We start from the raw sequence: 12,445 nt of genomic DNA, 5'->3' as shown, positions 1-12,445 counted from the left end.
CGAACGATCATCCTCGCACGCGACCTACCGCCCCCTCGTCCAACCCCCGAGGTCTCGATCAGCCGGCAGAGACTCGACAGAGACGGGCCCGACCTTTCAGGTCTGGTCGACTCGCGGCGGTGTGCAGCGGTTCGGTGAGGCGTCGCACCACGGGCGGGTGCTGGTTTGAGGCAGCCGGTTCGGCTCCGGGTCTCGCCTGAGCACAATGCCCGAGTGATAGTGCGCGCCCATCCCCGTCTGCACTGCTGGGCTTCGGTAAGGCGGCCGGCATCGGCGCACTGTTGGGCCTTGTCGTCGGCGCACTGATGGTTCTCGACGGTGAGCCGTGGTGGTCAGGCCTGGCGGCGCCGCCATTCTTAGCGACTCTGAGCGCCGCGACATTCGGCACGGGCATCACGTTGGCGTGGTGGCTCGCACCGGGACGCGCAGCTACGCGGTGAACAACGGGTCCTTGATCGCCTCTCGTAGTGGCCGGACCGTCAAGAGCATCCCCGTAGACCGGATCAACAGCATCGTGTTCGATGAGCAGATCACTGGAGATCTCCTGTCTTCGAAGGCTGGTTCGGCTACCTCTCGCCCATTGCGGCGCTCGAGGTCACCCTCATCCCAACCGCACACCGGTGGGATCCCAGCAATGGCGGCGTTGTCGTACTTCCAAGGATCCTCCTCAGCGGCGCCCGCCAGGCTCAAGCGCTTGAAGACCTCCAGTCAGCCATACCCGGAGCACAGGACTCAAGCCACCGCCACGACGAACGACTCACGGCGAAGAGACACAGTGCAGGGAAGACAACTTGAGCGTGGTGACCTCGGGAAGCATGGGTACGATCGCCGGGTGCGAAGCTGGCCGGGAAGGGTGACGTCCCGGGTGGAGGCTCATCGCGATGGGTGAGGTGCATTCGCCAACCAACGCTCGAACGATGCGGAACATGGCTAACTTCGTGTGCGGCTGGCTGCTCATCGCTGTTGGCCTTGGCACCATGGTTTGGGTCGACTTCTTGTACGTGTGGGCAGATCCGGTGTCCGCGCGCCTTAGTGGTCTCGACATCGCGGGACAGGTCCTGTTCGATCTTCTGCTGGTTCCTGGGGCGTACTCACTTCTCGTGCGACCCAAGATCATGGTGGACGCTGACACGAGGTGGACTGTCGTGAACCCCTTCAGCCGATGGGACTTCATGGAGGACGAGATTCAGGACATCAAGGATGCTGAGAGGTTCCAGCGGATTGTCCTTAAGTCGGGAAAGCGCATTCTCTGTTTCGGCGCCGAAGAGTCGCTCTGGTCCAGAATGCGCGGATCGTCCAGCGTCAGGTCGATGCGCAGCCGCGGGCGGACAAAGAAGCCCGAACTGCGACAGGCGGTAGAGGGCGGCTTCTCATTGGACCTCATGCAAGTAGTGCTACTGCTGCTGGTGATCGCCTACTACATGGCCGGCGCGATCCAGTCGCTTTAGCAGTGGCCGTGTTGACGGCATCGTCAAGGTCTCGAGCGTCGTCGTTGTGGTTCTTGAACCAACACCTACGTCGCCCGACTGGCGGCGAAGTGCCGCACGTTGCTGCAAGACCGCCTTGGAGCGGATCGTTGCCATGCGCTGTGCACGGGCGAGGGCGCACTGGGTCTGCTCGTAGCATCTGGCTGTGGCCTTCGACGTGTATGCCGAGAGCCTCAGGCTCATCGAGTCGCGGCATGTGGAGCCGGTGCCGCGGCTGAGCCGAAGACGCCGGTTCGCTCCGATGGGTGTTGATGTCGTGGGCGACGTCGCCGTGACCATGTTCGCCCGACGCGGCGTCGGGTGCTCGCTGTCCGAGACGTACGTCTTGAGTCGACGGGATGGTCACTGGCGGTTGCTCGGAGGTGGCAGCGACGCTGAGAGAAATGACCTGCTCGCTGACCGGCCGGCTTGGCTGCCGGAGGAGCCGGCGCACGGACCCGGTGACCACACGGGCATCGATCCTTCGATTGTGAGGCTCGAGGGTGGTGGCGGTGTTCGCGACAGCGGAGGACGCGCCGATTGGGTGCACTGGAGTGGGCGCTGGATCAGCTACGTGGTTCTGCGGGTCAGTGCGCAGGTGGCGTCACTGCAGACCGATGGACGACAACTGGTGGTGCCCTGGCACGGTCGAGTGGTCATCGCCTCGACCAAGCGTCGCCCCTCTGGTGTCAAGGTCTATGACGATCGGGGCCAGTTGCTCGGGGAAGTGCTCCCGCAGCCATCGCGGTCCTAATCTCGTCCGCCCGGGGAGGGACATCGCAGTCTGGGATGCCGACCCGCCGCTTGACGCCCGAGGACCCGATTCGCGGCGGAAGGGGATGTGCGTTGAAGAGGGCCGGGTTTTGGCAGGACCAACCTAAGACGGATGTGGGAGTCCGTTCCGGGTGCGGCGGTCAGGTCTGGGTGCTGACCAGGGGCCGGTCGAGGCCGTCGTCGTCAAGCGCGCGGCGGGCCCCATCCGACAGGGTCTCGTCACCGTAGCGGCGGCTCAGCCATATCGCGATCGCCCATGGCAGAACGGCATACAGCGTATGGGCGAGGAAGTTGGGTTGGGACAGCACGAGGTAGGACTGCACGGTGTTGCCCCATCCGTGCAGCAACACGATCAGCAGCAGGCTGCCGGTGCTGTTGTAGATCCAGGTGTTGACCATGGTCCAGCCGACGATGCCGAACGTCAGGCCCAGCAGCGCGGGGAGGATGACGAACGGCTGCTCGCGGTTGAAGTACACCGTGAACGGCACATGCCACAGACCCCAAATGAAGCCGAGGATCCAACTGGCACGGGCCGCCGTGTGAGTCCGCTGCAACTGCGGCAGCGCGAACCCGCGCCAGCCAGGTTCCTCGGCGAGCCCGGTGAACACCACCATGTAGAGGAAGAAGCCCGCGGCGGCGGCAGCGGGCAGCTTCAGCTCCCACGGCCCCAGAGAGAACCCGCCCAGCAGGAACCCGATGCCGAGCGCTGCGGCGCTCAGTGCGATAGGCAGCCCCACGACGATCAGGTACCACCGGCTCGGCACTCGCCACGCGCCCAGTCGGCGGCCCAGGTCGGCCAGCCCGTAGCGGCCGTACAGCACTCCGATCAGCAGTGTGCCCGCGATCGCAGGGCCGAACTGTCCGAGATTGAAGAGCAACAGCGCGAGTCCCTGCTCACCGGACACGTCGCCGGTGAACGCACCAGCGAAGCTGCGGGCGTTGTCCTCGTTGCTCAGCTCGAGACCCGACCGGATGGCCACCCACAGGCTCCCGATCTGCAGCGACCAGGTGATGGCGTAGGCGATGAGCACGAACGAGGCGATCGGGTAGCGACGAAGCATGGCATCCCTCCGGTCCGCAAGCTCCTCCATGCAGCAATATGGCCGAGGCGCCCACCACCTGGCAAGGGCCGTGTCTCAAAGGCATGGCACTCCCTGGCATCTCCCGGGCCGAGCCGAGCAGGCCCAAGGTCAGGCGCCCTCACGAGCGGATCCCCGTGCAAAGCTCCACCGCCAGGGCAGGGGCGAGCTCACCCAAGCCCGACACTTCGCGTGACTGTGGCGCTGCGACTCGCCGAGCACGCCCGGCACCCGGCGAAGAGACACACCTTGGGTCTCGATACACGGGTGGTCGTGGACTGCCTGCGACGGATGATCGGGCCTCTGGGTTGCGGAGGAGGAAGTCCGCCCGGTGGGTGTTGGATCAGCTTGAGGGGCCGCTCAGTGGCAGGTTGAACGAGGAAACGAGCGCACAACGGGCGCTGCGCCGAAACCAGGGGGGTGGGGCGTGGGCCTCGCGGGGTGAGCGGGCGCGTCAGGGGACGAGGTAGCCGCTGTCGCGCGCGTCGGTGATGGCCATGTGGCCGGGTGCGTGACCGATGGCGAAGGGCGGCCGGGATCTCATGATCGCCGCCTGGGGGGCCACGAGGTCCTCGCGCCAGAGGTCCGTCACGCCGGCCACCTCGGCGACGAGCTCGCCGTGCTCGTAGACCCGGTACGCCGGCAGGTCGGTGCGCAGGTCGCCGGCGAAGAGGGGCGTGCTCACCGCCCCGGGGTCGCTCACATCGAGGACGGGGCACGGCTTGGGGTTGCGCTGGGCGAAGAGGAGGACCTCGTAGGCGTAGTCCCGGGGGACGGCGATGAGGTTCGCCTGGGCTCACCCAGCGGACCACCCCGAGGTGGGCACCCGCAGCCCGGCCCGGAACTGCGCCCTGGCCTGCGCCGGTGTCGCCGCGGCTCGGTCGAGGACGTCCTCTCCGGACGTGGTCATGCCGGCTCCCACGCCCGGTGCTCCGCCTCGGTGCGACTGTGCACCCGCAGGAGGGTGCTCTTGCCGAAGAGGCTCTCGACGAGGTCCACGGCGAGCTCGGCGGTCCGGCTGCGCACGTCGAGGGCCGGGTTGAGCTCGACGATGTCGAGGCTGGAGAGCGCTCCGGAGTCCGCGATGAGCTCCATGCAGAGATGGGCCTCGCGGTAGGTCGGCCCGCCTCGCACCGGCGTGCCGACACCCGGGGCGATCGTGTCGTCGAGGAAGTCCAGGTCAAGGCTGACGTGGAGGTGGGTGTCCTCGTCGACGCCGCTGAGCGCCATCTCCATGGCCCGGCGCACGCCGACCTCGTCGAGGTAGCGCATGTCGAAGACCTCGACGGCGTGCTCGTGGAGGAGGTGCTTCTCGCCGAGGTCGACGTCGCGCAGCCCGATCTGCTTGACCTGGGCGGGCGGGACCGCGGGCAGCCGCCCCGAGAGCGAGGTCAGCTCCGCAGGCCCGTGGCCGGTGAGGACGGCGACGGGCATGCCGTGCATGTTGCCGGACGGGGTGATCGAGGAGGTGTTGTAGTCGGCGTGCGCGTCGAACCAGAGCAGTCGCAGCCGGCGACCCGTCTCGCGCGCGTGTCGGGCTGCCGCCGAGACCGACCCGATCGCGAGACAGTGGTCCCCGCCCATGAGGATCGGCAGGCGGCCGTCGGTGAGCTCGCGGTACGTCGCGTCCGTGAGTGCCGTGGTCCACGCGACGACCTCCGGCAGGTGCCGGTAGCCGTCCACCGGTGGCGACATCGGGTTGGGCGGCCCGTCGACGTCCCCGCAGTCGCGGACCTCGGACCCGAAGCGCTCGAGCGCCGCCTGGAGGCCGGCGAGGCGCAGCGCGGCCGGTCCCATCCGGCATCCGACGACACTGGCCCCGACGTCCGTTGGGGCCCCGATGAGGCTGATCCGGTCCACGCGAGTGATCTCCTCAGTCGACGTCGCGCCGGAGGAGGTCCTCCCAGGTCTCCCGCCGCACGACGACGCGCCATGCGCCGTCGGCGGCGAGGACGACGGGGATCCGCCGGGCGCCGTTGTAGTTGTTGGACATTGTGAAGCAGTATGCGCCGGTCGCCGGCACGACGAGGAGGTCACCGACGGTGGGGGTGACGAGGGGGACGCCCGCGACGATCACGTCCCCACTCTCGCAGTGACGCCCCACGACGTCGCACTCCTCGGTGGGGCCGTCGAAGCGGCCGAGGACGCCGGCCTCGAAGCGCTGTCCGTAGAGGGCGACCTCGAGGTTGTCGGCCATCCCTCCGTCGACGGCGACGAAGGTGCGGGCGCCACGCTTGACCGTAACGACCCGGTAGACGGTGCACGCCGTCTCGGCGACTATGCTCCGCCCGGGCTCGATGATGAGCTCGGCCCCGGCCGGCAGGTGCGTCCGAGCCGCGCCCACGAGGGCGTCGAGGTAGTCGGCCACGCTCGGCGGCTCGTCCGCCCAGGTGTACCGCGCGCCCAGGCCGCCGCCGAGGTCGTAGACGTCGAACTCGCCGAGACCCGCGATCGCGGCGACAGCGTCGACGAAGGGCTCGACCTGAAGGATCTGGGAGCCGACGTGGAGGTGCAGGCCGCGCATCCGCAGCACGGGGGAGGACTCGATGCGGGCGATGAGCCGGCCCGCCTCGGCGGGCGCGACGCCGAACTTCGTCCCGGCATGGCCGGTGAGCACGCTCGCGTGGGTCTTGGCGGTGACCCCGGGGATGACCCGGACGAGGACGTCCATCCGGCGCCCACGCGGGAGCGTCGCCTCGAGGCGGTCGACGTCGTCGGCGTTGTCGACGACGACGAGGCCGAGCCGGTGCTCGACGGCGAGGGCGATCTCGTCGTCGAGCTTGGCGTTGCCGTGCAGGACGAGGTCGGCGGGGTCGGCGCCGGCCTTGAGGGCGGCGAGGAGCTCACCGCCTCCGGCGACGTCGAGCCCCAGGCCCTCCTCGAGCATGATCCGCTGGACGGCGGTGCACGGGAAGGCCTTGGAGGCGAAGACGACGCGGCTGCGCGGCCACCGCGCGGACAGGCCCTGCACGTACTCGCGGGCGCGCCTCCGCAGCGCGCCCTCGTCGACGACGAGGACGGGCGTGCCGGTCTCCGCCGCGACGTCGTCGAGGCGGCACCCGCCGACGACCACCATGCCGTTGTCGTGCAGGCTGGTCCGGTCGGGCAGCAGGTCGAGCAGGGGATGCGTCGCCGGGGCGGGTGTCGTCACGAGCGAGGACGGCTCACGGGACGACGATGACCGGAACGGGAGAGTTGCGCACGATCTTGGCCGCGCTCGACCCGAGAAAGACCCTTGAGAGCAGGGTCGAGGACGAGGACGAGCCGACGACGAGGACATCGTCCCTGTTCCATTCGAGCCGGTCCATGGCTCCGCCCCACGAGGCTCCGACCGCGACGATGCTTGAGACTCGCTCCTCGGCGAACCCCAGCGAACGCAGGTGCTCGAGCGCCTCGGCCTGCTCGGCCGCGGCCTGCCGCACCCACTGCGTGTGGACCATCTCCTCCGAGCCGCTGACCAGGGTCGGTCGCATCGGGCGACTCCTGACCGCGAAGGTCACCAGACGAAGCGAGGCGTCGACGCGGCTGCAGATCCCGGCGGCCCGGTCCAGCAGAGACCACGTGGCGTCGTCACCGCGGAACCCCAGCGTGGCCCGCCCGATCCGCCCTGTCGGTCCCACCCAGTACCCCCGCGGCGCCACAGCGACCGGCACGTCGGAGGAGTGCAGGAGTCGGTCGGTCTTGGAGGTCAGGGAGATCCGCCCGTGCGGCCCCTCGACGCCGGAGCCGACGACGATGAGCGAGGCCTCGAGCTCGGCCGCCCGGTCGAGCAGCGTCTGCGGCACCGAGCGCCCCGAGCACCACGACGCCCGGCTCGGGATGTCCGCATGCTCCGCGAGCAGCTCGCGTGCCACCGCCGTGGAGTGCTCGCCCTCCTCCTGCGCCCAAAGGCGGAAGTCGCGGTCGGTGTCCCCGGCGACGGCGGTGGGCCAGGCCTGGGGCACCACGGTGACCGCATGCACCGAGTCGCGGTCGGAACGGGCGAGCTGGCAGGCGAGCTCGAGGGCGCCGGTGTCGTCCTGGTGCGGGCTGAAACCGAGCAGGATCGTCACTCGTCCTCATCCCCTCGGGGCTCGGCGATCTCCTCTGGGTCGGTGTAGGTGTTGAGTACGGCGTTGCGGCGACCGTAGGCCGCGTAGAACGCGATAACGACGGCCAGCCAGATCGCGAAGATCACCCACGTGATCGCCGGCAGCTTGACGAGGATCCACACGCAGACCAGGACGGTGAGGATAGGGGTCACCGGATAGCCGGGGATGCGGAACGGCCGCTCCAGGCCCGCGTGGGTGCGGCGCAGGACCAGGACACCGATGGCGACGACCGAGAACGCGACGAGGGTGCCGATGGACACCGTGTCCCAGAGGTAGTCCGAGGGCACCAGGCCGGCGATCAGCGCGACGACGATGGCCACGACCACGGTGTTGAACGTCGGCGTGAGGGTCTTCGGGTTGACTCTGGTGAACCGCCTCGAGACCAACCCGTCACGGCCGATCGCGAACAGGATACGTGTCTGGCCATAGAGGGTCACCAGCGTGACCGAGAAGATCGAGATCACGGCGCCGGCGGCCAGGACGGTTCCCCAGACCGTCGAGCCGGTGACGTCGTTGAGGATCTGAGACAGTCCCGCGCTCTCTGCCTCCTCGGTGCCGAACCAGCCGGCCTCCTTGGCGGCGATGCCCGCCACCGCGACGAGGACATACACCGTTGTGACGATGACCAGTGCGCCGATGATCGCCCGCGGCAAGGACCGCTGGGGATCCTTGACCTCCTCGCCGGCGGTGGCGACGGCATCCAGGCCGATGAAGGAGAAGAAGATGGTGCCGGCCGCTGCCGTGATCCCCCCCAACCCGGCCCCGAAGAAGTTGTCGAAGTGCGAGCCGTTCCACGCGCTCAGGCCGATCACCACGAAGAGCAGGAGCACCCCGAGCTTGATGAGCACCATGACCGTGTTGACCCGGGCCGACTCGGTCGCGCCCCGCAGCAGCAGGAACATACACAGAAACACCAGGACGACCGCTGGGAGGTTGATCAGGCCACCCGTGGCCTGCCCGTCCGTGCCCGGGATAAACGACGTCGACAGCGCCTGCGGGATCTGCAAGCCCACGGTCGAGTCGAGCAGCTCGTTGAAGTAGCCACTCCAGCCGACCGCCACCGCCGCCGTCGCCACCCCGTACTCCAACAGAACACACCCGGCGATGATCACCGCGACCAGCTCGCCCATCGCGTGGTAGGCGTAGGAGTACGTCGACCCACTCACCGGGATCGCGCTTGCCAGCTCCGCGTAGCACAGCGCCGACAACCCCGCCGCGAGCCCGGCGATGAGGAAGCTGACCACCACCCCCGGCCCGGCCTCGGGCACGGACTCGCTCAGCACGAAGAAGATGCCCGTGCCCACCGTTGCGCCGACACCGAACATCATCAGCTGGAACGTCGTCAGGCCACGCGCCAGCTCCTCACCCTCATGGTGGTGCTGGCGGAAGACGATCGGCTTGCGCCGCTTCAGCTGCTCGCCCAATGACAACGACATGGGTTGCTCCTCTTCGACCCCGCCACGTCGGCGTGGACCCAATGTAGTGAGTCCCACACAGGGCGCGTGCGGAAACCGCACCGAAACCGCACCGAAACCGCACCACCAAGTGTGTCCCGCGGACCCAAGCCGCACGTCGGAGACAGGTTCCCCATCGATCGCGACAGCCAGTGGGCAGATGACAGAGACGACGCCGCGCGAAGTTGGTCTTCGGCTGGCGTCATCTGCGGTTCTGGCTTTCGGAGGCGTCGCCATCAGCATCAGCAGACTCGATCCGCACCTGCCAAGAGCCGGGAAAGCACACGCCGCCCGCCCTCACCCGGCGCTGTGACTCATCCGGTGGACGCGGTCACTCGGGGCGAAGGGCTTGCAGCAGATGCGCGAGGGCGACGTCCGCGTTAGTGCTGTCAACGCGAAGGCGTTCACCGTCACGCTCTTCGTCCCAGGGTGTCCATTCACCGTGCACGACCTGATCCCAGGTGGGCAGGACATGTCCAAAGATGTCGGCCTCTCGCTCCTCCACACGACGGCGATGCTCGCGCAGGTCCGGAAGTTCGACTTCGACCATGACCAGTCGGGCCCGGGCCCGCGCCGCTGTCTCAAACCATCCCGCACGGGCCTGCGGGAGGGGGTTGACTGCGTCCACGACGACGGTGTGGCCCAGTTGGAGGTTGGAGACGGCGAGTTCGTGGATGACTGCGTAGCCCTCAGTAACGACCGCTACTCCCGCACGCACGAGAGCAGTTTCGGCGGCATCGACGCGCAGGTAGCAGGCAGGCAGCTCTTGTGCCGTGGCCTTGGCCAGCGTTGTCTTCCCAGTTCCAGGCCGGCCCGAGATCACGATGAGTCGACCCGCATGGATCACGTCCTGGCGCCGCTGCGTGGGTTGATGCATCGAACCATCAAACACGGTCCAGGTGCCGGCGCCCTCGGTCACGGGCGATGCGGTGCCGCACCGTCCTCGCGCGGCCCAGCTCCCGGCGGTAAGACTCGCCTCACAGGATTGCTCCTGGGATGGTTGAAGAAGGCAGGTTCAGGTGCTGGGCTCATGCCTATCGCGTGAAGAAACGCGCCAGGCCGTCACACCCGCGGCAACCGCCACCAGCCCGAGCGCAGACATCGCGCCGGTGCCAACCACGTCGAGTTCCCTGAACCCGTAACCACCGCCACTGACGAGGAAGAAGAACGCGGCCGCAGCCAGAGTCGAGAAACCCCAGACCCGCCACACCCCGTCGTCGGCTGCCTCCCCCAGAGACTTTCCAGCGGCGATAGCAAAGACGCCGGCAACGAACACTCCTGCTACTGCGGCTAGGGAGACGATGAAGGCGGCGTTACCCAGGTAGTAGGCGAGTTGCTGCAACGACAACTCAGCTCCGCTCGCCAGCGCGAAGAGATACCTGCCGACGCCAAGTACCGACAACGCCACGGTCATGAGTCCGAAAGCCGATGCCATCCGAGCCTTCATAGAAGGAGTGTTCTGCACCTTGCAGTCAACTGTCCACTGTCGGATCACGTCCGGAGCAGACCCCGTGTGAATCTGAGCATCCGCCTGGAGATTGGCCCGACTGCCGGCGGTGTGCAGCAGCTGGGCCACGGGATGGCCTATGGGGTCGGCGTCGGCCGCGGCTTGGTTCACCCGCGGGCGGGCGCGGGTTGGTCATCCGTCGCTGCTGGGGGTCCGCGCCCTCAAATATCGATGGCAGCGGCGTGACCAGCGTCAGTACCCACCGTCCATGCCACCTTTGCCCCGCAGGTCGTCTCGGTAGCGGTACGCCTCATCGCGTGAGCGTTGGATCGAGTCCCGGTCCCGGTCGCTCACACCTGAACGGTCGCCACGCCGGTCGTAGAGCCACGCGGCAACGACAGCCAGCGCAACCACAATCGCGACTGTGCCCCAGAACCAGAGCATGTCCCCTGCTCCCTTCCGCCGGGCCTATTCCGGCGTCGGTGCCAGTGTGGACCCATGAACGCAGGTTGTCGATGGCCTGTCGAGACTGCACGGGAAGCGGCGACGTCGGATGAGCGGATGGCGGCTCCCGGCGAAGTGCCGCAGGTGTCCCTGGCACCAGGAGTAGAACGTCCAGTGCCAGGATCGTGGCCATGATCATTGAGCTGGCACCGCCGAACACGGGGCAGGCCTTCGATGCGATGCGTGCGCTACGCCCAGCACTGCTCGACCGAGACGACTTTGTACGTCAGGTGGATCAGCGACAGCGACCTTCCGGCTATCGGCTCATCGCTTCGCTGCCTGACCAGGGTGACACGGCCGTGGCTGTCGCCGGATTCCGTCTCGGCGAGAACCTTGCCTGGGGTCGCCACTTGTACATCGACGACTTTCGACCCTTCCCGCTGCGAGGAAGCAAGGGCATGCACGGCTACTGCTGGAATGGCTGCACGACGAAGCCGTGCGCCTCCAATGCGAGCAGATCCACCTCGACTCTGGCGTCGGACTCGATCGGACAGCCGCCCACCGTCTCTACTTCAACGTCGGCTTCCGGATCAGCTCGCACCACTTCGCCATGGAGCTCTAGGCCGAGCGCGGTAGCCGGCGAAAGGGGTCACCCGGCGTCGGTGCCGCCGCCCTCGAAACGGACAGACTTGCGATGAGCGACGTGTGCCTTCGGTGCTTCGGATGGGCAGGACGGGACCCTGCTGAGCGGTGGTGTCGGGCTTGAGGACGACCAACCCGATCACTGCGACCTTGATGAGCGATCTGCGGATGGACCTTCCCGCTCGTGCCGCAACCGAAGGGTCGCAACCTACATGCCGGGCAGCGGCCGGGTGTCTCATCCAGGACGGGTGATCTGGACCCGGCCATCCGCCGATAGCGTCTGCCTTTGTAGGAGCAGGGTCACCGGCCTACGCCCGAGCCCGCGCTTGTATCCGGTTCAGCAATGGCTCGGCCGACGCCTTGTTTCGTTCGGGCCTTATGGCGACGAAGTGAACAAGAAGGGTACTGGCGATGATCAGAATCATGGATGGCATGCCGGAGGGAGTCCTCGGTCTCCAGGCGATCGACGACGTGGAGAAGGAGGACTATCTCAACGTCGTGGTGCCTGCCGTTGAGGTTGCTCTGGCCGACCACGGAAAGGTACGTCTCGTCTACGTCCTCGGTGCCGACTTTGACGAGTACGAGGAGGACGCGGTCTGGGAGGACCTTAAGCTCGGTGTCCGTCATCCGGCGTCCTTTGAGCGGATCGCGATCGTGACCGATGCGCGGTGGGCAGGGGCAATGGTCAGAATCTTCAGCATCGTGTGGCCGGGACAGGCGCGCGCGTTTCCACTTGCCGACCTCGAGACCGCGAAGCGTTGGGCGGCTGAGGAGGGAACCTGACACCGACACCGCGGCTTCGGCACAGATCGACGTCCGAGCCGCAACTGCTCCGTTGATGGACCCCCGCCTAGGGCGTGTTGATCAAGGGGTTCGGGGTGTTGGTCGGCCAGTGTTGACCTTGTGACGCGTCGCGAGATTTCGGATGAGGTGTGGGCTGTGCTGGAGCCGATGCTGCCGGCGAGCAAGACGGCGGGGCGGCCGTGGACGGATCACCGTGGCGCGCTCGAGGGCATGGTGTGGAAGTACCGCACCGGGGCGCCGTGGC

14 protein-coding genes are annotated in these 12,445 nt (G+C 67.6%); 5 read left to right on the top strand and 9 right to left on the bottom strand.

The genetic code is table 11. The annotated features are described in order from the left end of the window. Nucleotides 1–926 precede the first annotated feature (926 nt). Together GA707_RS20350 and GA707_RS20345 are read left to right on the top strand one after the other, a co-directional pair. Entirely contained in the window at nucleotides 927–1,448 is a 522-nt protein-coding gene (locus GA707_RS20350; protein ID WP_152180275.1) for a hypothetical protein, read from the top strand. A gap of 184 nt (nucleotides 1,449–1,632) precedes the next feature. Further along, nucleotides 1,633–2,220, top strand: coding sequence for a hypothetical protein (locus GA707_RS20345; RefSeq protein WP_152180274.1), 588 nt, complete (start codon nucleotides 1,633–1,635; stop codon nucleotides 2,218–2,220). Nucleotides 2,221–2,380: 160 nt separating this feature from the next. Here GA707_RS20345 and GA707_RS20340 read toward each other — a convergent pair whose 3' ends face one another. The 9 genes from GA707_RS20340 to GA707_RS20300 all read right to left on the bottom strand — a co-directional run bounded on the left by GA707_RS20340 (nucleotide 2,381) and on the right by GA707_RS20300 (nucleotide 10,755). Then, a complete protein-coding gene (locus GA707_RS20340; protein ID WP_193315467.1) occupies nucleotides 2,381–3,271 on the bottom strand; it encodes a CPBP family intramembrane glutamic endopeptidase in 891 nt (296 codons plus the stop codon). Between the two features lie 502 nt (nucleotides 3,272–3,773). Beyond that, on the bottom strand, nucleotides 3,774–4,004 hold the full coding sequence (locus GA707_RS21890; protein ID WP_370460064.1) for a D-glutamate cyclase family protein: 231 nt from the start codon (nucleotides 4,002–4,004) through the stop codon (nucleotides 3,774–3,776). A gap of 221 nt (nucleotides 4,005–4,225) precedes the next feature. Beyond that, on the bottom strand, nucleotides 4,226–5,179 hold the full coding sequence (gene rocF / locus GA707_RS20330) for an arginase (RefSeq protein ID WP_152180272.1): 954 nt from the start codon (nucleotides 5,177–5,179) through the stop codon (nucleotides 4,226–4,228). Between the two features lie 13 nt (nucleotides 5,180–5,192). Then, nucleotides 5,193–6,470 (bottom strand): diaminopimelate decarboxylase, encoded by a 1,278-nt coding sequence (gene lysA / locus GA707_RS20325; protein ID WP_226964002.1) that lies wholly within the window; start codon nucleotides 6,468–6,470, stop codon nucleotides 5,193–5,195. Between the two features lie 13 nt (nucleotides 6,471–6,483). After that, nucleotides 6,484–7,371, bottom strand: coding sequence for a universal stress protein (locus GA707_RS20320; protein WP_152180271.1), 888 nt, complete (start codon nucleotides 7,369–7,371; stop codon nucleotides 6,484–6,486). Beyond that, a complete protein-coding gene (locus GA707_RS20315; protein WP_152180270.1) occupies nucleotides 7,368–8,846 on the bottom strand; it encodes an APC family permease in 1,479 nt (492 codons plus the stop codon). Before GA707_RS20315 ends, GA707_RS20320 begins: the two co-directional genes overlap by 4 nt. A gap of 349 nt (nucleotides 8,847–9,195) precedes the next feature. Next, entirely contained in the window at nucleotides 9,196–9,783 is a 588-nt protein-coding gene (locus GA707_RS20310) for an AAA family ATPase (protein WP_226964001.1), read from the bottom strand. A 96-nt stretch (nucleotides 9,784–9,879) separates the two neighbouring features. Beyond that, nucleotides 9,880–10,440: a hypothetical protein gene (locus GA707_RS20305; protein ID WP_152180269.1), complete on the bottom strand. Its 561-nt coding sequence runs from the start codon at nucleotides 10,438–10,440 to the stop codon at nucleotides 9,880–9,882. Between the two features lie 123 nt (nucleotides 10,441–10,563). After that, a complete protein-coding gene (locus GA707_RS20300; RefSeq protein ID WP_152180268.1) occupies nucleotides 10,564–10,755 on the bottom strand; it encodes a hypothetical protein in 192 nt (63 codons plus the stop codon). Between the two features lie 373 nt (nucleotides 10,756–11,128). Between GA707_RS20300 and GA707_RS21460 the strand changes: the two genes are divergently transcribed. The 3 genes from GA707_RS21460 to GA707_RS21885 all read left to right on the top strand — a co-directional run. Continuing rightward, nucleotides 11,129–11,377, top strand: coding sequence for a GNAT family N-acetyltransferase (locus GA707_RS21460; protein WP_370460065.1), 249 nt, complete (start codon nucleotides 11,129–11,131; stop codon nucleotides 11,375–11,377). A 431-nt stretch (nucleotides 11,378–11,808) separates the two neighbouring features. Further along, nucleotides 11,809–12,180, top strand: a complete 372-nt coding sequence (locus tag GA707_RS20290) for an STAS/SEC14 domain-containing protein (protein ID WP_226964000.1) — start codon at nucleotides 11,809–11,811, stop codon at nucleotides 12,178–12,180. A 120-nt stretch (nucleotides 12,181–12,300) separates the two neighbouring features. After that, the coding region (locus tag GA707_RS21885) for a transposase (protein WP_226964003.1) at nucleotides 12,301–12,445 on the top strand (145 nt) is incomplete at its 3' end.

This window comes from Nostocoides sp. F2B08 (assembly GCF_009184895.1).
GTDB lineage: Bacteria > Actinomycetota > Actinomycetes > Actinomycetales > Dermatophilaceae > F2B08.
This window is presented reverse-complemented; position numbering and strand designations above follow the sequence as displayed.